This is a genomic window from Enterobacter sp. BNK-16, from assembly GCF_048684955.1.
Lineage (GTDB): Bacteria > Pseudomonadota > Gammaproteobacteria > Enterobacterales > Enterobacteriaceae > Enterobacter > Enterobacter bugandensis.
Genome location: NZ_JBLQTQ010000001.1, coordinates 3,252,494 through 3,275,032, shown reverse-complemented (window position 1 = coordinate 3,275,032; position 22,539 = coordinate 3,252,494). Strand labels below are relative to the sequence as shown.

Annotated in this window: 18 protein-coding genes and 1 pseudogene; 6 read left to right on the top strand and 13 right to left on the bottom strand. The window is 58.0% G+C overall.

Translation table 11 applies throughout. The features are described from left to right. The 7 genes from paaG to paaA are packed head-to-tail and all read right to left on the bottom strand — an operon-like array spanning window position 1 to window position 5,124. Window positions 1–789 carry a 2-(1,2-epoxy-1,2-dihydrophenyl)acetyl-CoA isomerase PaaG gene (gene paaG / locus ACMGGH_RS15730; RefSeq protein WP_232948383.1) on the bottom strand — a complete coding sequence of 263 codons (789 nt, stop codon included), beginning with the start codon at window positions 787–789 and terminating at the stop codon, window positions 1–3. Next, entirely contained in the window at window positions 789–1,556 is a 768-nt protein-coding gene (gene paaF / locus ACMGGH_RS15725) for a 2,3-dehydroadipyl-CoA hydratase PaaF (protein WP_047368477.1), read from the bottom strand. The genes paaG and paaF overlap by 1 nt, the downstream gene beginning before the upstream one ends. Beyond that, complete coding sequence (gene paaE, locus ACMGGH_RS15720) at window positions 1,553–2,623, bottom strand: 1,2-phenylacetyl-CoA epoxidase subunit PaaE (RefSeq protein ID WP_232948194.1); 1,071 nt, start codon at window positions 2,621–2,623, stop codon at window positions 1,553–1,555. Before paaE ends, paaF begins: the two co-directional genes overlap by 4 nt. A gap of 7 nt (window positions 2,624–2,630) precedes the next feature. Then, window positions 2,631–3,128 (bottom strand): 1,2-phenylacetyl-CoA epoxidase subunit PaaD, encoded by a 498-nt coding sequence (gene paaD / locus ACMGGH_RS15715; RefSeq protein WP_028013029.1) that lies wholly within the window; start codon window positions 3,126–3,128, stop codon window positions 2,631–2,633. Window positions 3,129–3,139: 11 nt separating this feature from the next. After that, window positions 3,140–3,886: a 1,2-phenylacetyl-CoA epoxidase subunit PaaC gene (gene paaC / locus ACMGGH_RS15710; protein WP_028013028.1), complete on the bottom strand. Its 747-nt coding sequence runs from the start codon at window positions 3,884–3,886 to the stop codon at window positions 3,140–3,142. A gap of 8 nt (window positions 3,887–3,894) precedes the next feature. Further along, a complete protein-coding gene (gene paaB, locus ACMGGH_RS15705; protein ID WP_003857353.1) occupies window positions 3,895–4,182 on the bottom strand; it encodes a 1,2-phenylacetyl-CoA epoxidase subunit PaaB in 288 nt (95 codons plus the stop codon). Window positions 4,183–4,194: 12 nt separating this feature from the next. Then, window positions 4,195–5,124, bottom strand: coding sequence for a 1,2-phenylacetyl-CoA epoxidase subunit PaaA (gene paaA / locus ACMGGH_RS15700; protein ID WP_028013027.1), 930 nt, complete (start codon window positions 5,122–5,124; stop codon window positions 4,195–4,197). Between the two features lie 285 nt (window positions 5,125–5,409). Between paaA and paaZ the strand changes: the two genes are divergently transcribed. The 4 genes and pseudogenes from paaZ (at window position 5,410) to ACMGGH_RS15680 (ending at window position 13,246) form a co-directional block, all read left to right on the top strand. Next, complete coding sequence (gene paaZ, locus ACMGGH_RS15695) at window positions 5,410–7,452, top strand: phenylacetic acid degradation bifunctional protein PaaZ (protein WP_232948193.1); 2,043 nt, start codon at window positions 5,410–5,412, stop codon at window positions 7,450–7,452. Between the two features lie 204 nt (window positions 7,453–7,656). Continuing rightward, window positions 7,657–9,933, top strand: a complete 2,277-nt coding sequence (tynA, locus tag ACMGGH_RS15690; protein WP_219259130.1) for a primary-amine oxidase — start codon at window positions 7,657–7,659, stop codon at window positions 9,931–9,933. Window positions 9,934–10,096: 163 nt separating this feature from the next. Continuing rightward, window positions 10,097–12,066 (top strand): annotated as a pseudogene (locus ACMGGH_RS15685) (alkyl/aryl-sulfatase). Between the two features lie 73 nt (window positions 12,067–12,139). After that, window positions 12,140–13,246, top strand: a complete 1,107-nt coding sequence (locus ACMGGH_RS15680; RefSeq protein ID WP_045261429.1) for a GGDEF domain-containing protein — start codon at window positions 12,140–12,142, stop codon at window positions 13,244–13,246. 40 nt (window positions 13,247–13,286) lie between these two features. Here the strand turns inward: ACMGGH_RS15680 and ACMGGH_RS15675 are convergent, their stop codons facing one another. Continuing rightward, entirely contained in the window at window positions 13,287–14,786 is a 1,500-nt protein-coding gene (locus ACMGGH_RS15675; protein WP_045261430.1) for an aldehyde dehydrogenase family protein, read from the bottom strand. A 241-nt stretch (window positions 14,787–15,027) separates the two neighbouring features. Between ACMGGH_RS15675 and feaR the strand changes: the two genes are divergently transcribed. Next, window positions 15,028–15,936 carry a transcriptional regulator FeaR gene (feaR, locus tag ACMGGH_RS15670; RefSeq protein ID WP_045261431.1) on the top strand — a complete coding sequence of 303 codons (909 nt, stop codon included), beginning with the start codon at window positions 15,028–15,030 and terminating at the stop codon, window positions 15,934–15,936. Here feaR and ACMGGH_RS15665 read toward each other — a convergent pair whose 3' ends face one another. The 4 genes from ACMGGH_RS15665 to ACMGGH_RS15650 form a co-directional block, all read right to left on the bottom strand. Then, window positions 15,937–16,254: a YdbL family protein gene (locus tag ACMGGH_RS15665; RefSeq protein ID WP_028013020.1), complete on the bottom strand. Its 318-nt coding sequence runs from the start codon at window positions 16,252–16,254 to the stop codon at window positions 15,937–15,939. Between the two features lie 7 nt (window positions 16,255–16,261). Continuing rightward, window positions 16,262–16,447: a YnbE family lipoprotein gene (locus ACMGGH_RS15660; RefSeq protein ID WP_028013019.1), complete on the bottom strand. Its 186-nt coding sequence runs from the start codon at window positions 16,445–16,447 to the stop codon at window positions 16,262–16,264. Further along, entirely contained in the window at window positions 16,444–19,083 is a 2,640-nt protein-coding gene (locus tag ACMGGH_RS15655; RefSeq protein WP_232948192.1) for a YdbH family protein, read from the bottom strand. Before ACMGGH_RS15655 ends, ACMGGH_RS15660 begins: the two co-directional genes overlap by 4 nt. 215 nt (window positions 19,084–19,298) lie before the next feature. Then, window positions 19,299–19,622 (bottom strand): hypothetical protein, encoded by a 324-nt coding sequence (locus ACMGGH_RS15650; protein ID WP_047365301.1) that lies wholly within the window; start codon window positions 19,620–19,622, stop codon window positions 19,299–19,301. Between the two features lie 325 nt (window positions 19,623–19,947). On the opposite strand from ACMGGH_RS15650, the gene ACMGGH_RS15645 reads away from it, so the two are divergent. Next, window positions 19,948–20,937 (top strand): 2-hydroxyacid dehydrogenase, encoded by a 990-nt coding sequence (locus ACMGGH_RS15645; protein ID WP_028013015.1) that lies wholly within the window; start codon window positions 19,948–19,950, stop codon window positions 20,935–20,937. Between the two features lie 18 nt (window positions 20,938–20,955). Here ACMGGH_RS15645 and ACMGGH_RS15640 read toward each other — a convergent pair whose 3' ends face one another. Beyond that, the gene (locus ACMGGH_RS15640) at window positions 20,956–22,161 is read right to left on the bottom strand and encodes an MFS transporter (RefSeq protein ID WP_192986113.1); all 1,206 of its coding nucleotides are present in this window, start codon (window positions 22,159–22,161) and stop codon (window positions 20,956–20,958) included. Window positions 22,162–22,539 lie beyond the last annotated feature (378 nt).

Here is a 22,539-nt window from a genome sequence, read left to right as displayed (position 1 = left end):
TTATTTCCCCGTAAAGTTAGGTGCGCGCTTCGCGAGGAAAGCGCTGACGCCCTCGCGGTAGTCGTCGCTGCGACCGGCCAGACGCTGATAGTCGCGCTCCAGGTCAAGCTGCGCGTCGAGGGTGTTGGTTTCCGCAGCATTGATCGCCTGCTTGATCAGGCCCAGGCCGAAGGTCGGCTGCGAGGCAAAGTGCAGCGCCATCTGCTGCGCAGTGGCGGAGAGCTGGTCGTCGTCCACCACTTGCCAGATCATCCCCCACGCCTGCGCCTGCTCGGCGCTGAGTTTGTCCCCGAGCAGCGCCAGCCCCATGGCGCGGGCGCGTCCGGCCACGCGAGGCAGCAGCCACGTGCCGCCGCAGTCCGGCACCAGGCCGAGCTTGCTGAAGGCCATCACGAAGTTGGCCGACCGGGCGGCAATCACCATGTCACAACCGAGCGCCAGCGTAGCTCCCGCGCCAGCCGCCACCCCGTTAACCGCGCAGATGACCGGCTTCGGCAGCTTTGTCAGGCGTCGCACCAGCGGGTTGTAGAAAGTTTCCACGGACATCCCCAGATCCGGCGCCGGGCCGTTGGGGTCGACGTTACGGTCGTTCAGATCCTGACCGGCGCAAAACCCGCGCCCTGCCCCGGTGATCAGCAGGCAGCGGATGGCGTCATCGCGCTCGGCCTGCTTCAGGCACTCGGCAAGCTGCTGGTGCATCACGTCGTTAAAGCTGTTCAGACGCTCCGGACGGTTCAGCGTAATGGTCATTACGCCCTGTTCTACGTGACTGAGAATAAATTCCACAATTAGCGTCCTTTAAAGTCGGGGGTGCGTTTTTGTAAGAAGGCGTCGATACCTTCCCGGCGGTCTTCGGTGGCGGCAAGCAGCGTAAACAGCTGGCGCTCCTGCGCGAGCCCGGCCTGCAGCGGCACCTCCTGGGACTGGCGCAGCGCCTGCTTCGCCGCCTGCAGCGCCAGCGGAGAGTGGCGCGCCATCAGCGCCGCCTGCTTGAGGGCGTACTCCAGTGTCAGAGACGCCGGGAAGAGATCGCTCACCAGCCCGGCGCCCAGCGCCTGCTCTGCGGTAATGCTCTCGCCGGTCAGCACCATTTTGCTGGCAAGGGATTTACCGACGCTGCGGATAAGACGCTGGGTGCCGCCCGCGCCGGGCATGATGCCCAGCGTGATTTCCGGCAGGCCGAAACGGGCGTTATCGCCAGCAATGATCACGTCGCACAGCAACGCCAGCTCGCAGCCTGCGCCCAGCGCGAAGCCATTCACGGCGGCAATCAGCGGTTTGTTAAACGCGTTAATGCGCGCCCACAGCTGCGGGCGGATATCGTTCAGGGTGGCGGGCAGGTCCTTCTCCGCCATTTCGTTGAGATCGGCCCCGGCGGCAAAGCAGCGCTCGCTGCCGTAAATCACGCAGACGGCGATGTCGGCATCCACGGCGGCAGCCTCAAGCTGTTCCGCAAGCTGCGCCAGCAGCGCATTGTTAAGGGCGTTGCGCGCCGCCGGACGGTTCAGCGTCAGCTGAAGCACGCGGCCATGACGGGTAACAATCAGCTCACTCATGCCATCCCCTTCGCGTCAAAGTCGACAATCACGTCGGCGGTTAACGGCAGCGACTGACAGCTCAGTACGTACCCGGCGGCCAGCTCGTCCGGCTCCAGGCTGTAGTTGGTTGCCATGTCCACCTTGCCGCGCAGCACTTTGCATTTGCAGGTGGCGCACACGCCCCCCTTGCAGGCATACGGCAGATCCGCTCCCTGACGCAGGGCAGCATCAAGAATGCTTTCGTCGTCCGCCGTCAGGATGATTTCACGGTCGCGCCCGTCCTGGCGCACGGTCACTTTGTGTCCTTCCGCCTGCACGTGCACCGCGCGCTTAACGGTGATTCCGGAGGTGTTAAAGCGCTCAAGGTGAATGGATTTTTCCGGCATCCCCAACGCTTTCAGCGTCGCTTCAGCGTCGTCCATCATCGCCGACGGGCCGCAGATAAAGGCCTCGTCATACTGGCGGAAGTTGATCAGGGTTTTCGCCAGCGCCTGCAGCTTTTCCCCGTCGATGCGGCCAAAAAGCAGGTCGCTGTCCAGCCGCTCCTGGCTGAAGATGGAGACCAGCTGCAGCCGCTGGGGGTATTTGTCCTTCAGGTCCGCCAGCGCCTGGCGGAACATCATGGTCTGGCTGCTGCGGTTGCCGTAGATCAGGGTGAAATGGCTGTTGGGTTCGGTTGAAAGCGTGGCGGAGATAATCGCCAGCATCGGGGTGATCCCGGAGCCTGCGGCAATTGCCAGGTAGTGGCCTTCGCGTTCAGGCTGCGGCTGGTAGCCAAACTGCCCTTGAGGAACCATTACCTCCAGCGCCATGCCCGCTTTGATCTCATCCCGGGCGTAGCGGGAGAAGCGCCCGCCCTCAATCGCTTTGACCGCCACGCTGATCTCACCCGGCGCGGTGCTGCGGCAGATGGAGTAGCAGCGGCGCAGCTCGTCTTCGCCCAGCGTCGTTTTCAGGGTCAGGTGCTGGCCGGGGCGGAAGCGGTAGGCCTCCTGCAACGCCTGCGGCACCGCGAAGGTGATGGTTACCGCGTCGCGGGTTTCGGGTTCCACTTTTGCCACTGTTAATGAATGAAACGTTGTCATGGCAGCCTCAAATACATTTGAAATAGTCGAAGGGCTCGCGGCAGGTATTGCAGCGGTAGAGCGCTTTGCAGGCCGTCGAGCCAAATTCACTGATAAGGGAGGTGTCGGTGCTGGCGCAGCGCGGGCAGCTCACCTCTGCAGGGGCGTGCGCGTGACAGCTATGCCCCACGGGTGGGCTGATGCCGTACGCCCGCAGGCGCTCGCGCGCGTCGGCGGTCATCCAGTCGGTGGTCCAGGCAGGTTCAAGCTGGAGCACGATGTGCACGGGAGTGAAGCCGTGCGCGGTCATCGCCTCGCGGATCGCCCCCAGCAGGTGTTCCGTTGCCGGGCAGCCCGAGTAGGTTGGCGTGAAGCCAATCACCCAGCCTTCCCCCTGCGCCTTCACGCTGCGCACCATGCCTAAATCGGTGATGGTTAACACCGGCACTTCCGGATCGGGGATCTGGCTTAACAGCGACCAGATCTGCGGAATTTGCGCAGGCGCGATGTCGACGAGGCGTTGCATAGCGTTCTCCTTTACCACTGCTGACCGGGATACGCGCGCTGGAGATACTGCATTTCCGCCAGCATCGGACCCAGATGTTCGGTATGAAGCCCCTTCTTGCCCCCGGTGCGGTACGCCACCTCTGCGGGAACCTGCAGACAGGCTTCTTTCAGACCAGCAAACACTTCACTTTCCCACGGCTGGCGCAGGGTTCGCGCATCCACCGCCACGCCGGCGTCAATCAGATCAAGCTCGACCTCATCGGCGTCAAACAGCTCCGCCGTAAAACGCCACAGGCTGTCGATGGCCTGCTGCATTTTTTGCGCGGAGGTTTCGGTCCCGTCGCCCAGCCGCACCAGCCAGCCGCGGCTGAAGCGCAGGTGGTAGCGCGCCTCTTTAATGGCTTTGGCGGCGATGGCAGCAAGCTGGCCGTCGCTGCTTTGAGTCAGACGTTCGTACAGCGCTACGTTCCAGGCATCCATCAGGTACTGGCGGGCAATCGTGTCGGCGAAGCTGCCGTTCGGCTGCTCCACCAGCAGGACGTTGCGGAACTGGCGCTCGTCGCGGCCAAACGCCAGCGTGTCTTCATCGCCCTGGCCTTCTAATTCCGCGGCATAGGTCAGGAAATTGCGCGCCTGCCCCAGCAGGTCGAGGCCGATATTGGCGAGCGCGAGGTCGATTTCCAGCTCCGGCGCGTGGCCGCACCAGGCGCCGAGACGCTGGGAGAGCACCAGACCGTTGTCGCCCAGACGCAGGGCATAGGCAGTCACTGAGTTCATTCTTTGCCTCACATATGCTCGATGCCGTCAGGGATGGTGTAGAACGTCGGATGGCGGTAAACCTTGCTTTCCGCCGGGTCGAAGAACTCGCCGCTCTCTTCCGGCTGGGAGGCCACAATTTCACTCGCCTTCACCACCCAGATAGAACACCCTTCGCTGCGGCGGGTGTAGGCATCACGGGCATTTTCCAGCGCCATGCGATCGTCGGCGGCATGCAGGCTGCCCACATGACGGTGGGATAACCCTTGTTTGCTGCGTACGAACACTTCGTACAGCGGCCAGTAGACATTGCTCATGGTTATTTCCTCTTATGCGGCCTGACGGGTACGTTGTTTTTCGGCGTGCGCCAGCGCGGCTTCCCGCACCCACGCCCCGTCGTCCCAGGCTTTGCGTTTCGCGGCCAGACGTTCGTGGTTACAGATGCCGCGCCCGTTAATGACCTCGTCAAACTCCTGCCAGTCGATCTCGCCGAAGCGGTAGTGACCGCTCTCTTCATCAAAACGCAGGTCCGGATCCGGCACCGTCATGCCGAGCATCTCCACCTGCGGAACCGTGTTGTCGACAAAGCGCTGACGCAGCTCGTCGTTGCCAAAGCGTTTGATTTTCCAGGCCAGGCTGCGGGCGCTGTTCGGCGAGTTGTCGTCGTTCGGCCCGAACATCATCAGCGCCGGCCACCAGAAGCGGTTGATGGCGTCCTGCAGCATCTGACGCTGGGCCTCACTGCCCTGCGCCAGCGCCATGCAGGCTTCAAAACCCTGACGCTGGTGGAAGCTCTCTTCTTTACAGATTTTCACCATCGCCCGGGCATACGGGCCGTAGGAGGTACGGCACAGCGCCACCTGGTTCACAATGGCCGCCCCGTCCACCAGCCAGCCAATCACGCCGATATCGGCCCAGCTCAGGGTCGGATAGTTAAAAATGGAGGAGTATTTCATCTTGCCGTCGAGCATCTTCTGGTAGATGTCTTCCCGCGCGCAGCCCAGCGTTTCCGCCGCGCTGTAGAGGTAAAGCCCGTGTCCGGCTTCGTCCTGCACTTTCGCCAGCAGGATCGCTTTTCGGCGCAGCGTCGGCGCGCGGGCTATCCAGTTCCCTTCCGGGAGCATGCCGACAATTTCGGAGTGCGCGTGCTGACCAATCTGGCGGATCAGCGTTTTACGGTAGGCTTCCGGCATCCAGTCCTGAGGCTCAATCGCCGTCTCCTGCGCTATGCGCTGCTCAAACCGTTGTTCTTGCGTCACGTCATCACCTTTATGATTCGTTAGTTTGCAAATTAAAGCGAAATGTTGAATCACTTTGTTTTTTAAAAGTTACACAAAGGTTAAATATAACCCCAAGAATTTTTTCCCGGTTTTGTGATGCTGCTCGCAAGGCTTTTACGCCAGGCCTTTTATAAAGTGCCTTTACGCGACGCGATTCGTCCAGCCAGATCACAACGTTAACAATTCATTAAAAACACAGCTTGATTTTTATGATTCGCGATCAAACTATTAATAGTGAAATCACGAAACATTTGGAGATAAGCGATGCAGCAGTTAGCCAGCTTCTTGTCCGGTACCTGGCAGTCTGGCCGGGGCCGCGAACGCGCGATTCATCACGCCATCAGCGGCGAAGCACTCTGGGAAGTGACCAGCGAAGGGCTGGACATGGCGGCCGCCCGTCGCTATGCCATTGAGCATGGGGGCGAGGCATTGCGCGCCATGACCTTTATTGAACGTGCCGCCATGCTGAAAGCGGTGGCGAAACACCTGCTCGGCGAAAAAGAGGCGTTTTATGCCCTGTCCGCCCAGACGGGCGCGACGAAGGCGGACAGTTGGGTCGATATTGAAGGCGGCATCGGCACCCTCTTCACTTATGCCAGCCTGGGCAGCCGCGAGCTGCCGGACGACACGCTGTGGACGGAAGATGAGCTAATCCCGCTGTCGAAAGAAGGCGGCTTTGCGGCGCGCCACGTTCTGACCTCGAAATCCGGCGTGGCGGTACACATCAACGCCTTCAACTTCCCCTGCTGGGGAATGCTGGAAAAACTCGCGCCGACCTGGCTTGCCGGGATGCCCGCCATCATCAAGCCCGCCACCGCTACCGCGCAGGTGACGCAGGCGATGGTCAAATCCATCGTGGACAGCGGACTGGTGCCGGACGGCGCCATCAGCCTGATTTGCGGCGGCGCAGGCGATCTGCTCGACCAGCTCGACAGCCAGGACGTGGTGACCTTTACCGGCTCCGCCAGCACCGGGCAAAGCCTGCGCGTGCACCCGAATATTGTGGCGAATTCGATACCGTTCACTATGGAAGCCGACTCCCTGAACTGCTGCGTGTTGGGTGAAGACGTCACGCCGGAGCAGCCGGAGTTTGCCCTGTTCATTCGGGAGGTGGTCCGCGAAATGACCGCCAAGGCCGGGCAGAAATGTACCGCCATTCGCCGGATTATCGTCCCGCAAAGCCAGGTTGATGCCGTCAGCCAGGCGCTGATTGCCCGTCTGGAAAAGGTGGTGATGGGCGACCCGGCGCAGGAAGGGGTGAAGATGGGAGCACTGGTCAACGCTGAACAGCGCGCAGACGTGCAGGAGAAAGTGGATCGGCTGGTCGCCGCAGGCTGCCAGATCCGTCTGGGAGGCAAAGCGGATTTGCAGGCCGCGGGGGCGTTCTTCCCGCCGACCCTGCTGTTCTGCCCGCAGCCGGATGAAACTCCGGCGGTGCACGATACCGAAGCCTTCGGCCCGGTCGCCACGCTGATGCCGTATCGCAGTGCAGAGCACGCCCTGCAGCTTGCCCGCGCGGGCGGCGGCAGCCTGGCGGGGACGCTTGTCACCGCAGACCTGAACATTGCCCGCCAGTTTATTGCCGGCGCGGCGCGCGCCCACGGGCGTATTCAGATCCTTAACGAAGAATCATCAAAAGAGTCTACCGGCCACGGCTCCCCGCTTCCTCAGCTAATGCACGGCGGCCCTGGCCGCGCGGGCGGCGGCGAAGAGCTGGGCGGCCTGCGCGCGGTGAAGCACTACCTGCAGCGCACCGCAATTCAGGGCAGCCCGACGATGCTGGCCGCCATCGGCAAACAGTGGGTGCGTGGCGCAGCGGTGCAGGAAGATCGCGTCCATCCGTTCCGTAAATACTTTGAGGAACTGCAGCCGGGCGACAGCCTGCTGACGCCGCGCCGCACGCTGACGGAGGCGGATATCGTGAACTTTGCCTGCCTGAGCGGGGATCACTTTTATGCCCATATGGACAAGATCGGGGCGGCAGAGTCGATCTTTGGCGAGCGCGTGGTTCACGGCTACTTCCTGATCTCCGCCGCGGCGGGACTGTTCGTTGATGCAGGCGTCGGGCCGGTGATTGCCAACTACGGCATGGAAAACCTGCGCTTTATCGAGCCGGTCAAGCCGGGCGACACCATCCAGGTGCGTCTGACCTGCAAGCGCAAAACGCTGAAGAAACAGCGTACCGCCGAGGAAAAACCGACCGGCGTGGTGGAATGGGCGGTAGAGATTTTCAACCAGCACCAGCAGGCCGTGGCGCTCTACTCCATTCTGACGCTGGTGGCGCGCCAGCGGGGTGATTTCAGCTAACGTTTTCCCTCATCCTGACCCTCTCCCCAACGGGGAGAGGAGATTGCTCTGCACGACCCTGTGATTTATCTCAGCGCCTTTTTTAACCTGGCAAGACCAACAAATAACCTGGCAGATGCAGGCAAACGCTTTTCTCAGGCGCCTGTCAGGATAAGGCTGTCACAACACAATAAACCCTAAAAACACAACAAGATGAGGTCTACGATGGGAAGCAATTCTTCTTTTTCTGCCCGTAGAACGGCACTGGCCATGGCCGTTGCGCTGTGTTGCGCCTGGCAATCCCCTGCTTTCGCCCACGGCAGCGAGGCGCATATGGTCCCGATGGACAAAACACTGCAGGATTTTGGCGCGGACGTTCAGTGGGATGATTACGCACAGATGTTCACCATTGCGAAAGACGGCGCCTTCGTGAAGGTCAAACCGGGCGCAAAGACGGCCATCGTCAACGGTCACCCCCTCAAGCTTGAAGTGCCGGTAGTGATGAAGGACAAAAAAGCCTTTATCTCAGAGACCTTCATCAACGATGTTTTCCAGTCTGGTCTTGACCAGACCTTCCAGGTTGAAAAACGACCTCACCCGCTAAACGCGCTGACGGCGGACGAAATTAAGCAGGCTGTCGGGGTTGTGAAAGCCTCTGCGGATTTTAAACCCAATACCCGCTTTACCCAGATCGCCCTTGCGGAACCAGAGAAAGCCAAAGTGTGGGACTTTGTGCTCAACGGTACGGCAGTGGACGCCCCTCGCCAGGCGAAGATCGTCATGCTCGACGGCAAGCACGTTATCGAAAGCGTAGTGGACCTGAAGGATAAAAAAATCCTGCGCTGGGAGCCGGTGAAGGACGCGCACGGCATGGTGCTGCTGGATGATTTCACCGCGGTTCAGCAGATCATTAACGAGAGCTCGGAGTTTGCCGAGGTGCTTAAAAAACACGGCATCGCCGACCCGAAAAAAGTGATCACCACGCCGCTTACCGTCGGCTACTTCGACGGTAAAGACGGCCTGAAGCAGGAAGACCGCCTGCTTAAGGTGGTGAGCTATCTGGACGTCGGCGACGGCAACTACTGGGCCCACCCGATCGAGAACCTCGTGGCCGTGGTCGATCTTGAGCAGAAAAAAATTCAGAAGATTGAAGAAGGTGCCGTTGTGCCGGTTCCGATGACTCCGCGCCCCTATGACGGCCGCGACCGTGTCGAGACGCCGAAAAAACCGCTCAACATCATTGAGCCGGAAGGAAAGAACTACACCATTACCGGCGACATGGTGCACTGGCAGAACTGGGATTTCCACCTGAGCCTGGACTCCCGCGTCGGCCCGATGATTTCGACCGTCACTTACAACGACAACGGGAAAAAGCGTCAGGTGATGTATCAGGGATCGCTCGGCGGCATGATTGTCCCTTACGGCGATCCGGACGTGGGCTGGTACTTCAAGGCCTATCTCGATTCCGGCGACTACGGCATGGGCACCCTGACCTCGCCGCTGGTGCGCGGTAAAGACGTGCCGTCCAACGCCGTGATGCTCAACGAAACCATCCCGGACTACACCGGCACGCCGATGGAGATCCCGCGCGCGATCGCCATTTTCGAACGCTACGCGGGGCCAGAATATAAACATCAGGAGATGGGCAAGCCGAACGTCAGCGCCGAACGCCGCGAGCTGGTGGTGCGCTGGGTGAGTACCGTGGGCAACTACGATTACATCTTCGACTGGGTGTTCCACGAAAACGGCACCATCGGCATTGACGCCGGTGCAACGGGTATCGAGGCGGTGAAAGGCGTGCAGGCAAAAACCATGCATGATGCCACCGCCAAAGACGACACAAAGTACGGCACGCTGATCGATCATAATATCGTGGGCACCACGCATCAGCACATCTATAACTTCCGTCTTGATATGGACGTGGACGGCATCAACAACAAGCTGGTGGCGATGGATCCGGAGGTGAAGCCGAATACCGCCGGCGGCCCGCGCACCAGCACCATGCAGGTGAACCAGTATGACATTGATACCGAACAGCAGGCGGCGCAGAAGTTTGACCCGGGCACCATCCGACTGCTGAGCAACACCAGCAAGGAGAACCGCATGGGCAACCCGGTCTCGTACCAGATTATCCCTTACGCGGGCGGTACCCATCCGGTGGCGACAGGCGCGAAATTTGCGCCGGACGAGTGGATCTACCATCGTCTGAGCTTTATGGATAAACAGCTGTGGGTGACGCGTTACCACCCGGACGAGCTGTATCCGGAAGGGAAATTCCCGAACCGCTCCATCCACGACACGGGCCTTGGGCAGTACAGCAAGGATAACGAGTCGCTCAACGATCAGGATGACGTGGTGTGGATGACCACCGGTACCACCCACGTGGCGCGCGCTGAGGAGTGGCCGATTATGCCGACGGAATGGGTGCATACCCTGCTTAAACCGTGGAACTTCTTCGACGAGACACCAACGCTCGGGAAGAAAAAAGACGAACAGAAATAAATAACGTACCGGGCACAATGCCCGGTTTTATCCATTTACTTGCTGAATACCTCTCCCCGATTATAGTTATTTCTACTTCATTTTTTTATTTCATTTCGAATCACTTTCAGCCAGGACGCGAATTTTCCACAAGCGACGTAATACATCATTGAGAGGTTTTAGGATGAAATTCAATTTGATCGTCAGGAGTCTTGCTCTTGCTGGACTTGTTATTTCCGTCAGTTCCGCTGCCGCAGAAGCCCCGAAGGACGCCACTGCAGCGACACAGCAAGTCAATAACGCCCTGTTTAATCAGCTTCCCTTCTCCGATAACACCGATTTTACGAATGCCCATAAAGGCTTTATTGCGCCTCTTCCTCAGGACATTATCAAAGGGGAGCAAGGAAATGTTATCTGGAATCCACAACAATATTCGTTTATTAAAGAGGGAGATAAAGCTCCTGAGACTGTTAACCCCAGTTTATGGCGTCAATCTCAGCTGATTAATATTAGCGGCCTGTTTGAAGTAACCGACGGCGTTTATCAGATTCGAAATCTCGACCTGTCGAATATGACCATCATCGAAGGGAAAGAAGGTGTTACCGTGGTTGACCCGCTGGTTTCGGCAGAAACGGCGAAAGTCGGGATGGAGCTCTATTTTAAAAATCGCGGCAAAAAACCTGTCGTCGCCATAATTTATACCCACAGCCACGTTGATCACTATGGCGGTGTGCGCGGCGTGGTGGAAGAAGCTGACGTGAAGTCCGGCAAGGTAAAAATCTACGCCCCGGCCGGTTTTATGGAAGCGGCCGTTGCCGAGAACATCATGGCGGGTAACGTGATGAGCCGCCGCGCCAGCTATATGTATGGCAACCTGCTGAAACCCGATGCTAAAGGCCAGGTGGGTGCCGGTCTCGGGACCACCACCTCCGCCGGGACAGTGACGCTGATTGCCCCGACAAACATCATTGAAAAAGACGGCCAGAAAGAGGTCATAGACGGCCTGACCTATGACTTTATGCTCGCACCGGGATCCGAAGCACCGTCAGAAATGCTCTGGTATATCGAAGAGAAAAAACTGATTGAATCCGCTGAGGATGTGACCCACACCCTGCATAACACCTACTCGCTGCGCGGGGCCAAAATCCGCGAGCCGCTACCGTGGTCGAAATACATCAACCAGGCGATTGTACGCTGGGGTGATAAAGCCGAAATCATCATGGCACAGCACCACTGGCCGACCTGGGGCAACGAAAACGTGGTCAACCTGCTGAAAAGTCAGCGTGACCTCTATCGTTACATTAACGACCAGACCCTGCGTATGGCGAATGAAGGGCTAACGCGGGACGAAATCGCTGCTAACTTCAAGCTCCCGGATTCGCTGGCGCATACCTGGGCTAACCGCGGCTATTACGGCTCGGTGAGCCACGACGTGAAAGCCACCTACGTGCTTTACCTGGGCTGGTTTGACGGCAACCCGGCGACGCTTGACGAACTGCCGCCGGAAGAAGCCGCGAAGAAATTCGTGGAGTATATGGGTGGCGCGGATGCCATACTGAGCAAAGCGAAAACCGACTTCGATCAAGGAAACTACCGCTGGGTAGCGCAGGTGGTGAGCAAAGTGGTCTTTGCCGATCCGAACAACCAGGCTGCACGCAACCTGGAAGCGGATGCGCTTGAGCAGCTTGGCTATCAGGCAGAATCCGGCCCGTGGCGTAACTTCTATCTGACCGGAGCGCAGGAGTTGCGTAATGGCGTGGTGAAAGGGCCAACCCCGAATACCGCCAGCCCGGATACCGTACGGGCAATGACCCCGGAGATGTTCTTCGATTATCTTGCCGTACACATCAACGGACAAAAAGCGGGCGATGCCAAATCGGTGTTTAATATTGATCTGGGTAATGATGGCGGGAAATATAAGCTGGAACTGGAAAATGGCGTGCTGAACCATACGGCGAACGCCGAGGCAAAAGATGCTGATGCTACCATCACTCTTAGCCGCGATACGCTGAACAAAATTATCCTCAAAGAGATGACCCTCAAACAGGCGCAAGACACGGTGATGTGAAAATCGCTGGCGACGGTGCAAAACTCGACACCATGCTCGGTTATATGGATAAATTTGATTTCTGGTTTAACATTGTGACGCCGTAACGATGCATACGTAAGGGCGGCCTGTCCGCCCTTTTCTGCTTAACTTATTCCCTGGACGGGGTAAACAGCGTCAATGGAAAAAAGAAAAAAACCGACACTTGAGCGAGCAACCTGGTCGACGCGCCACGCCATGGTTATGCACGGGCTGGCGATGAACCTGCCCTGGCTGGCTTTCGTCAACATCAGCTTCGCCGTGATGATTCTGCTGCGCCATGTTCTGCTTAACGCCAGCGATCCCCTTTATCCCCACTTGCCGCATATGATGAAAATGGTCGACGCTTCGATGCTCGGCATTATTATCCTCTCGGCTGCACTGATCCTTATGGGCTGGCGGCGCATCGCCGGTATCAGCGTAGTGCTGTGTATCTGTAGCGCTATCTGGTCGATATCATGCTTCTGGTTTATCACCGATTTACTGCTCCCCCACGTCTGGCCGCTGTGCGTTATTTTATTACTCGCAGGGTTAACGGCCCTCTACTTTTACCCTGTGGGTTTGCTCGCCTTCGTGCTCCCGCTCTGGATAACCTTGCCGATTGCAAGCTGGGTACTGAATGATGGCCTTAATCTTCACTTCGTTATCATCTGGAGCGTCTTTTCGCTGATCCTGATCTGCGGGCGATTCATCCTCTTAAGCTGGTTTGACGAGGCCTGGCGACGTAACCAGCAAAACCAGCTGCTGATCTCACGACTGGATGCGCTGGCGCATCAGGATCCGTTAACCACAACCGCCAACCGCCGGAAGATGGAAGTGGTGCTGGAGAACGCGGTTGAGCAGAAGAAACCGTTCTCATTGATTATGCTGGATATTGACTATTTCAAACGCTACAACGACACCTACGGTCACCAGGCAGGTGACGACTGTCTGACGCGCGTGGCGCGGGTGTTGAAGCAGTCAGTGCGAACGCCCGACGATGTGGTGTCACGTTACGGCGGCGAGGAGTTTGTGGTGATCCTGTTTAACTGCCCGGAAAATATCGCGGAAAAAGTTGCGGTACGCATTCAGGACGGCCTGCGCGCGGAGTCGATACCGCACAGCGCGTCATCCGTCAGCGATCGTGTCACCGTGAGCATGGGGATTGCGGGTATGGTCGAGGGGCTTGCGGGTACCGAGATTATTGCCCGCGCCGATGCGGCGCTGTACCGGGCGAAAGAGGCCGGGCGGGATCGGTGGTCGCTTTGAATAACGCCGGGTGGCGGCTACGCCTTACCCGGCTTGTTTTTTAATACCGCACGCAAACCGACTTGGTTTCGCACCAGCCGTCCAGCCAGTCCGGGCCAAAATCACGTCCGGTGCCGGACTGCTTCATCCCACCGAACGGCAGGTTGGCGTCAATCAGCGTATGGCTGTTCACCCACACGGTGCCCGCCTGCAGCCGATCGGTGTACTCCAGCGCCTTGCTGATATTCTGCGTCCAGACGCTGGCCGTCAGGCCATATTCGGTGTCGTTTGCCAGCTGGAGCGCCTCTTCTCCGTCGGATACCCGCACCAGGTTGACCACCGGACCAAACACCTCTTCTCGGGTTAACCGCAGCGCGGCATCCGGGTTCACCACCAGCGTAGGCGACACGTAATAGCCTTTGCCCTCCGGGCCGCGATTACCGACGATCAGCTCCGCATTGCGCGACGTCGCCTCGTCGAGGAAGGTCTGCACCTTATCGCAGTGGGCGCGCGACACCAGCGGGTTGATAAACGCCTCCGGCGACATGCCCGGCCCGACGCTCAGGGATTTCACCGCCTGTTCGAACCCGCTCACCAGCGTGTCAAACAGCGGGGCTTCAATGTAGATGCGCGAGCTCGCCGCGCACACCTGCCCCTGGTTCAGGAAGCTGCCGGTCATTAATCCTTCTATCACCCATGCGGGCTCCGCATCCTTGAGTACAATTGCCGGGTTTTTCCCGCCCAGCTCCAGGGTCACCCCGGTTAGCGTGTCCGCCGCCGCACGGGCAATCTGCTTACCCGTTGCCGTTGAGCCGGTAAAGCTCACCTTTGCAATATGCGGGTGTGAGGTCAGCGCCGCGCCACACACTGCGCCGCTCCCGGTTACTACGTTGAACACCCCGTCCGGGATGCCCGCTTCACTGGCCAGCTCCGCCACGCGCAGCATGGTCAGCGGCGTGGTTTCAGACGGCTTAATGACGATAGAGCAGCCCGCAGCCAGCGCTGGCATCACTTTCCACATCCCGATCATCAGCGGGAAGTTCCAGGGCACAATCCCGGCCACCACACCAACCGGCTCCTTACGCGTCCACGCCTGGTAGCGCGCACCCTGCGGCAGCGGGATGGAAAGATCGAGTGTTTTGCCCGCAATTTTGGTGGTCAGCCCGGCGGTATAGCGCATCCAGTTGAGGGTGCAGCCCACTTCAAAAGCCCGGGAGATGTTAATTGATTTGCCCTGCTCTAGCGTTTCAAGCTGGGCCAGCTCCTCGCCGTGCTGTTCGACCAGATCGGCAAAATGGAGTAGGATCCGCTCGCGCTCCGCCGGTAATTTTCCGGCCCAGCTGCGGGCCACAAAGGCGCGCCAGCCGGACATAACGGCCCGGTCAACGTCATCGACGCTGGCATCGGCGGTCGAGGCAATCACCTCGCCCGTGGCCGGGTTGTAGACGTTCAGCCGCTTTTCACTGTCCGACGCGGCCTGACGCCCTTCAATCCACAGGCCGTGGTGTCGGTCTAAAAACTGCTGCACGGCAGGCAGAACAGCCACCTGTGATTCAGACATAGGATACTCCTTCGTTATTCTTCGCAGGGTGTTCATCCAGTCTATGTGGGGTTTTGCATTCTCGCTTTTGTCTCTGTGACATTCGCTTTGCCACCTGTGACAGGTGCCGCAAATCGCGATAATCGCCGCTTATATCGCTGTTACCGGTGAGTGTTCTTTCCTATAGTCAGCCTCATAGCTCTGACAAAATGCAACACAAATGCAACAATGCGAAAACGTTGACGGTGCAGCGAGAGAAACGATGGCGTGTGCAAGCGAGCAGGAACAGTATCAGCAGTGGCTGGCGCAGATTAACCAGGTTTGCGGGCGTTTCAACGCCCAGCCCACCGAAGGCAAATTCTTCGGCGAACTGGAGACCAGCTATGCGCGCAGCCTGAAGCTCAGTACCGTCACCGCCGGCGGCGTCAACCTGTTCCGCTCCCGACGGGAGATCGCACAGAGTAATGATGCCTGGTTCTACACCGTCTTCCAGCTTGAAGGCAGTGCGGAAATTGAGCAGGACGAGCGTCGCGCGGTACTCAAAACCGGGGATATCACGCTGATTGACGCCTCTCGTCCCTGCTCGATCAACTGGCAGGAAAAGTCCCGCCAGATTTCGCTGCTGGTTCCCCGTCAGATTATCGAGCAGCAGTGCCGCTTTCAGGAGATAAGCTGCGCGCTCGCCCTTTCCCGCACCTTACCCACGGTACAGCTGAGCTATCGCCTGCTGATGGAAAGTATGAACAACCGCGACCTGAGTGACCGGGAGAGTGAAGCGGCGCTTGAGGCGATGGTCTGCCTGCTGCGCCCCGCGTTCCAGCAGCGCGACGTGATTCAGCCGCGCAAGGAGCGCCAGTTCCAGCACGTTGTGGCGCTGATTGATGACCATATTCAGTCTGAATCGCTGCGTCCGGAATGGATTGCCGCCGAGAGCGGAATGTCCGTACGCAGCCTCTACCGCATGTTTGCCGAGAAGGGGCTGGTGGTGGCGCAGTACATTAAAAACCGTCGTCTGGATCTCTGCGCGCAGGAATTGCAGTCAACCGGCGACGATGAAAAGCTGGCGGGCATTGGCTACAGCTGGGGATTCACCGACCATAGCCACTTTTCAACGGCCTTTAAGCAGCGTTTTGGCGTCTCGCCGGGTGAATACCGCAAGCGCTACCGCTAGCTATTTTTTCAGCCACTTACCATTAATGCCCTTCACGTACTCGCCCGGCTGCGCGCGGGCCACCAGCTTTTGCCCCGCCATTTTCGCCACTTCATCAACCGGCAAATTATTGCTGTCGGCCAGCTTCTGATAGCTCTCTGTGCGCGCTGCGTTAATGCGATTCACCAGCTCCAGCGTTTCGGCATCCTGTTGGATCGGAGCAAGATAGCCGCTCAGGGTTTCCCCCACGCGCCCCTGCGCGCGGGCATCGTTTAAGGTCAGCGCAGCCGCCTGCACATTTATACTCAGGGCCAGTAAAATCAACGCTAATCGTTTCATGGCATCCTCAGAACAAATCGCTGCGCGATTTCAGCAGGGCTTCAACGTCTTTATCGACCTTGATGTGGATCTCGTGTTCGATTTTGACATTCATATTGATGGTAATTGGCTCCTTTGGCGCAGCGACTTCAATGCGCGGCGTACAGCCGGTCAGTAGCGCGGCAACGGTGAGCGCACCAGCCATCTTTTTCATTGTTGTTCCTCACTTTCCTTGCCAGTCGAACTGCGGAGACCGGGAATCGCCGCGTGTTGCTCAAACCAGGTTTGCAGGTTGTCGCCAAAACGCAGGCTGCGCCACAGGGTAAAGACATTCTCGTCATGGGTGTAGTTCAGATTGACGGAGCTGCTTTTGCCGTCCACGCGGCTGGTCCCCTTGATGGTCGCCTGCATGGTTAATTCACCCAGGTTATCTAAATTGATTCTCGTCCACGACTGCGAAATTTCCATGTAGCGGAGCCAGTTAATCGCTGCGCCCGCGACCATATTATCCTTCACGATGGCGTCTGCCGTATCTTTGTCGATGCGCAGCGTCATTGGCCCCGGGTTGGTCAGCCAGCCATCTTTAATGATCCATTTTTCATTGTCCAGCCAGAACGGCAGCGCCCCGCTCACCGGGCCCGACAGGGTAAACTGCTTCGGGTTGACGGCGCTGATCAGCTCGCTTGAGGAGATATTGTCCACGCGCAGCAGGGCCGGATCGTGCTGCGGCATCCGCAGTTGCTGCATGGTGATCTTCCCGCCGAGCGTTTCTACCTTAACGTTGGTGAGCAGCAGCGGGTTGTCCTCCGTCCAGGGGTAATTCCCCTGCAGGTCCGCGGTAATGTTGCGCGCGGTCACCAGGTTTTCCACTTCGCCAATGCGCAACGTGACCGGGCCGCGCGTGCCCAGGGACCAGGTGCCCTCGCTGAAGCGGAACGGCAGCACAAAATCGACGCCGTTGATCTGATTGTCCGGCATCCAGGCGCTGCCGGATTTCAGCACGCCGTGTCCGCCCGCCTCAAAGCCCTGATCGGGGGCCGCCGAGAAGGCAACCTGCGCATAGAGTTCTCCGTCACGCAGCGTCATTTTCCAGTCCGGCGGGACCAGCGGCTGGAAGACGGTGAGCGACTGTTTCGGCCACCAGGCCTGCCCGCGAAGGCGCACGCCATCCCAGCGTCCGTTCACCTGTACCGGGCCGATGTTGTCCGCATGGAGGTCGCCCTTAAACTGAAAAACAGTCGGGTCGGTACCGTCGACGCTGAAGGTCAGGACCGAGGGCGGCAATACGCTACCGCCGGAGAACCGGGTTTGCCCGGCATTCAGCGACAGCGCGCCGCTGAATGCGGGTTTTTCGGCATCGCGCAGCCAGCGTACAGGCCGATCCAGCACCAGACGCGGCTTGCTGACCTCCATGGTGCCGTACTGGAGCTTGTCAAAACCGGTGGAGAGCGCCGTTAGCTCAATAAGGTTGTCTCGCCACTCGCCTTTCCCGGCGACATCCCAGCGGGCATGCATCGGCGTAAAGCCGCCTTTTCCCCAGTAGCGCCACTGCCACAGGCCGTTATCAGGTAAAAAGTCGTTGGCCTGACCGTCCAGGTGGAGTTCAAAACCGCCCATCTCGTTTTCATGGGCACGCAGAATAGCCTGCAGACGACCGTCCACGCCCTTTTGAGTCAGCTTTACGCCCGCCAGCGGCCAGCGGATTTCATCAATATCCAGCGAGTCAATGATGCGCCCGCGCGAGCGGAGCAGCGCGCCCGGCTCAAAGGTGAGCTGCGGTTCATACAGACTGCCGGTCAGCGTGGCGGGCAATTTGGCGTAGAGAATGAGATCGTTTTGCTTCGCCTCGCCGCTCAGGTGTAGGGGCATGTCGCTGTTTTCCATGCTGAGCCTGCCGGGCCCAATGTTCAGTACCGCGTTACCTTTACCCGCATCGCCTTGCGTCAACACGTTCAGTCGTCCGGTCAGGGTGGCTTTCTCCAGCCCCTGCTGCCAGTTGTCGGCGCGAAGGGACACACGTCCGCTCAGCGGCATACCCGAAAGATCCCAGTTCCAGCGCCCGTCGCTGATGTTCAGCTGTTTCGCCGTGATCTGCCACGGCAGGTCGAGAAGCGGATCGGGGTTATCCCGCGCCATCACCACCAGCTGTCCCTGATTGTCTTCCCAGTCGAGATCGGCATCGACCAGAGACGTTAACTGTGGCACGTTAAAGGTCGCGACCGCATGGCCTTTCACCGGCACGCCATCCGGCACCAGCGGCAAAGTGAACTCGCCCACCAGCTTAATCGGCTGCGGCTGGTCAGGGAGCTGAACATCAAACTGGCTGACCGAGAGCGTCTGGCCGCGAAGCGTGCCTTTGATGCTGACCTGTTCGCCTCGGTAAGCGATCTCCTGGCTGGAGGGCGTCAGTGACGCATTGAGCTCGCCCTGCCACTGCTGCCAGGGCGAGAGCGTCAGACGGTGAATGGTGAGCCAGGTATTGGGCAACACAGCCTGCCACTGGGCCAGCGTTTTGGGGGCGACCGTTGAGGGTGCAGACTGGGGAATTTTGCTCAGGCAGACGGTGTTAAGATCCAGCGCGCCGATATCCAGTTTCCAGCGGCTCGGATGTGACAGCGTCACGTTATCGATGCGGGCAATTTCGCAGTCTTCCACCAGATAGCGAAGATCGGGGATCACCAGCGCGTGGCGAGTCAGTTTTGGGCTTTCTTCGAAAGCAATGCGCGTCCCGACGGGGAGCCAGATCCCGGCGAGCGTCGGCACCCACTGGGCGAGCGTCATCAGCAGCGTCAGCGGCACCACAATCAACAGCAGTAAAACCGCAATGGCGGCTTTGTATTTACCCTTCATGGGCAGTTAATGTCCTGATTTTTCGAAAAAATTAAGCCGGCAATGCCGAATATTGTCGCATGTTTGGCGGTTGAGTTGAAGTTAACCACAAGATAAAGGATAGATGCTGTAAAGAGTATGAGAAAACTTTTTGCTATGCGTAACCTAAAGAACACATTTTAGATTCAGTGGGTTACGCATTATCTCAGACATAAAAACGGGAAAACACTGCGTAACTAATACCTGTTCCTGGGCATTGCCAATAGGTAGAGCATGGCGAATATCAACGACCCCCAATACACTGAATCGTACCGCCATGGATCAAAATCGATATGTAAAAAACCGCGAACAAACTCATAGCCGTTGGCAAAAACATTAATCTGGATGGCTGCAATCGCTATCACAAACAGCGTATAGGCAATGAACAATGGATATTTACGGAGCCTATTGACCTTGAGTTTTCCAATCAACAGTAAGAAGAAAACCGCAATAGATGCTATAAAATAGTATAAAACAGGCAACATCGGCGCAGATAAGGATAACTCCACTTGTTGCGACATGCATCATTCTCCCTCTTTTCAGAAACTCACCCGGTTCCTAATATCGTCCCATCACATCTGGAAGGATTGCAGTTTTCATACCCTATTGCCATTCTTTCAAGTAATACCGATATGCGTTTTTCGCACCCGTTACCCACTCCGTTTTGCCCAACCTGATTTGAACCGAGTCGCGCCGAAGATTTCTCGTACTAAGAATATCATGGAGTTAGGGTGTATATATGCTCTAGAATAATTGATAGAACTTATTGAATTCAATAATATTTTAGAAATTGTAAGATAATTTCAATCATGCTAACGTGAATGCAAAATCACTGGAGAAAGTCTTATGAAACTCGCGGTATATAGCACAAAGCAGTACGACAAAAAGTATCTGCAACATGTTAACGAAGCTTACGGGTTTGAGCTTGAATTTTTCGACTTTCTGCTGTCCGAAAAAACCGCCAAAACGGCGCACGGCTGTGAAGGCGTCTGCATTTTTGTTAACGATGACGGCAGTCGTCCGGTGCTGGAAGAGTTGAAAAAGCAGGGAGTGAAGTATATCGCCCTGCGCTGCGCCGGCTTCAACAACGTGGATCTCGACGCGGCAAAAGAGCTGGGTCTGAAGGTGGTTCGCGTCCCGGCGTACTCCCCGGAAGCGGTAGCAGAACATGCTATTGGCATGATGATGTCGCTCAACCGTCGTATTCACCGCGCTTATCAGCGTACGCGTGACGCCAACTTCTCGCTGGAAGGGCTGACCGGCTTTACCATGTACGGCAAAACCGCGGGCGTGATCGGCACCGGTAAAATTGGCGTGGCTGCCCTGCGCATTCTGAAAGGCTTCGGCATGCGTCTGCTGGCATTCGATCCGTACCCGAGCGCCGCAGCGCTGGATCTGGGCGTGGAGTACGTCGACCTGCCGACGCTGTTCTCGCAGTCCGACGTGATCTCCCTGCACTGCCCGCTGACGCCGGAAAACTACCACCTGCTTAACCAGGCGGCGTTTGACCAGATGAAAGACGGCGTGATGATCATCAACACCAGCCGCGGCGGTCTGGTTGACTCTCAGGCTGCTATCGAAGCGCTGAAAACCCAGAAAATTGGCGCGCTGGGGATGGACGTGTATGAGAACGAGCGCGATCTGTTCTTTGAAGACAAGTCCAACGATGTGATCCAGGACGACGTGTTCCGCCGTCTGTCTGCCTGCCATAACGTCCTGTTTACCGGCCACCAGGCGTTTCTGACTGCCGAAGCGCTGATCAGCATTTCGGAAACCACGCTGGGGAATCTTCAGCAGTTAGAAAAGGGTGAACCGTGCCCTAACGAACTGGCTTAAATGCTACGCCGGGTGGGGCTAAGCTTCATCCGGCGCGTTTGTTTCCCAGCTTCGGTGAGCAACGCGCCACCAGAGCAGGACGGCGGCCAGCGCAATCGCGCTCAGGACACTGAATGCCGTCGCAAACGAGTAACGACCGGCGATCGTCCCGGTTAACGCCGGGCTCATGGCTGCCCCCACTCCCTGCATCAGCATCACCACACTCTGCCCGGCATTAACGTGCCCGCTTCCGCGCAGCAGCACCACAATAAACGACGGTACGACGACACCCAGGATCCCGGCGGCGAGACCGTCGAGAATTTGTACTGGGATCATCATTAACGGCGCGTCGGTCGATGCTGCCAGCGCCGCGCGCACCGGCATAACCAACAGCGCCAGCATAATCAAACGCCAGTAGCCGTAGCGTTCTATTCGGCCTGCAACCCAGATGGCAACGGGGATCATCACCGCCTGCGAGATGATGACGGTGCCTGCCGCGTACAGGCCAGGATTGATCGAGGCGGGTGCCGCGGCCACCCTCATGCTCAGCATCGGCAGCAGTGCGGCATTCGCCAGATGGAACAGCAGTAGCGTCAGTCCGGTCACAAACAGCGCCCGGTTTTTAATCAGCACCGCGAAGCCGGGGACAGGAACGCTACCTGAGGATGAAAGCCCTCGCGCCGCATCGTTATCAATGTCCCCATTGCGGATGGCAAGCAGCGCGCAGAGCGTCAGCAGCGTCGTGCTGGTCATCAGCAGGAAAATCCCCCCGACGCCCCAGTACCAGGCAATACCGCCTGCTATCACTGCGGTGACAAAATTACCGCCGTGATTGAACGCCTCATTTTTGCCCATCTGCGCGCTGAACCCGCGCTGGCCGGTCAGGCCCAGCGTAATCCCGGCGATGAGCGGCCCGACAAACGCCGCGCAGATGCCGGTGACCATTTGTGAGACGGCAACAACGCTGGTCTGCTGGCTAAACCAGAGCAGCAGCGTACTCAGGGTGATCAAAGTGCAGAGCAGCGCCAGCACGGCGCGTTTGTTCCGCGAAGTGTCAGTAATTACCCCCGCCGGGAGCGTAGCCAGCAATCCCGCCAGCCCACCGGCAGTCATCAGGATGCCGATATCATCGGGGCTCCAGTGGCGTTCTGTCAGAAAGATACCGAGAAAAGGACCAAGGCCATCACGGACATCCGCAATGAAAAAACTTGTCAGGCATAACGCCCGCAGCGAACGAAGAGACATACTTCCTGCCTGTAAATTATCCGGCTCGCGTTTCGCGATGACCCGCGTCCAGACGCTCGTACAATAAAGTTTAAAATGTAGCGTAGCGCTGCTTATTGAAAATCAGATGACGGCCCAAAAGACCGGATTAGCCAGGGAGGCTACGCGTCACACCAGCCTCCGACGAGCTGTAGCAAAGTGTGAATAGCCGCCGGGAACATCAACAGGAAGAGTAAAACTGTCACCACAGCAATCGCCATCAGAAACTCCTTTTAAATTTTTCGTTTTACGAAATCGTAGTCAGTATTTTTAAATTGTCACTGACGCTCGGCTATTTTCTTCATTATTCACGGGGACGCCCCTTTTTATTAGCGCCCCCGTTGCTGGTTTGATTAAAAT

Excerpts from the sequence above, each read along its gene's own strand:
- ACMGGH_RS15680 (WP_045261429.1), top strand. The coding sequence starts at position 12,140 with ATGGAAAAAAGAAAAAAACCGACACTTGAGCGAGCAACCTGGTCGACG.
- ACMGGH_RS15650 (WP_047365301.1), bottom strand. The coding sequence starts at position 19,622 with ATGTCGCAACAAGTGGAGTTATCCTTATCTGCGCCGATGTTGCCTGTT.
- paaE (WP_232948194.1), bottom strand. The coding sequence starts at position 2,623 with ATGACAACGTTTCATTCATTAACAGTGGCAAAAGTGGAACCCGAAACC.
- feaR (WP_045261431.1), top strand. The coding sequence starts at position 15,028 with ATGGCGTGTGCAAGCGAGCAGGAACAGTATCAGCAGTGGCTGGCGCAG.
- ACMGGH_RS15645 (WP_028013015.1), top strand. The coding sequence starts at position 19,948 with ATGAAACTCGCGGTATATAGCACAAAGCAGTACGACAAAAAGTATCTG.
- tynA (WP_219259130.1), top strand. The coding sequence starts at position 7,657 with ATGGGAAGCAATTCTTCTTTTTCTGCCCGTAGAACGGCACTGGCCATG.
- paaC (WP_028013028.1), bottom strand. The coding sequence starts at position 3,886 with ATGAACTCAGTGACTGCCTATGCCCTGCGTCTGGGCGACAACGGTCTG.
- ACMGGH_RS15675 (WP_045261430.1), bottom strand. The coding sequence starts at position 14,786 with ATGTCTGAATCACAGGTGGCTGTTCTGCCTGCCGTGCAGCAGTTTTTA.
- paaB (WP_003857353.1), bottom strand. The coding sequence starts at position 4,182 with ATGAGCAATGTCTACTGGCCGCTGTACGAAGTGTTCGTACGCAGCAAA.
- paaD (WP_028013029.1), bottom strand. The coding sequence starts at position 3,128 with ATGCAACGCCTCGTCGACATCGCGCCTGCGCAAATTCCGCAGATCTGG.
- ACMGGH_RS15655 (WP_232948192.1), bottom strand. The coding sequence starts at position 19,083 with ATGAAGGGTAAATACAAAGCCGCCATTGCGGTTTTACTGCTGTTGATT.
- ACMGGH_RS15665 (WP_028013020.1), bottom strand. The coding sequence starts at position 16,254 with ATGAAACGATTAGCGTTGATTTTACTGGCCCTGAGTATAAATGTGCAG.
- ACMGGH_RS15660 (WP_028013019.1), bottom strand. The coding sequence starts at position 16,447 with ATGAAAAAGATGGCTGGTGCGCTCACCGTTGCCGCGCTACTGACCGGC.
- paaZ (WP_232948193.1), top strand. The coding sequence starts at position 5,410 with ATGCAGCAGTTAGCCAGCTTCTTGTCCGGTACCTGGCAGTCTGGCCGG.
- paaF (WP_047368477.1), bottom strand. The coding sequence starts at position 1,556 with ATGAGTGAGCTGATTGTTACCCGTCATGGCCGCGTGCTTCAGCTGACG.
- ACMGGH_RS15640 (WP_192986113.1), bottom strand. The coding sequence starts at position 22,161 with ATGTCTCTTCGTTCGCTGCGGGCGTTATGCCTGACAAGTTTTTTCATT.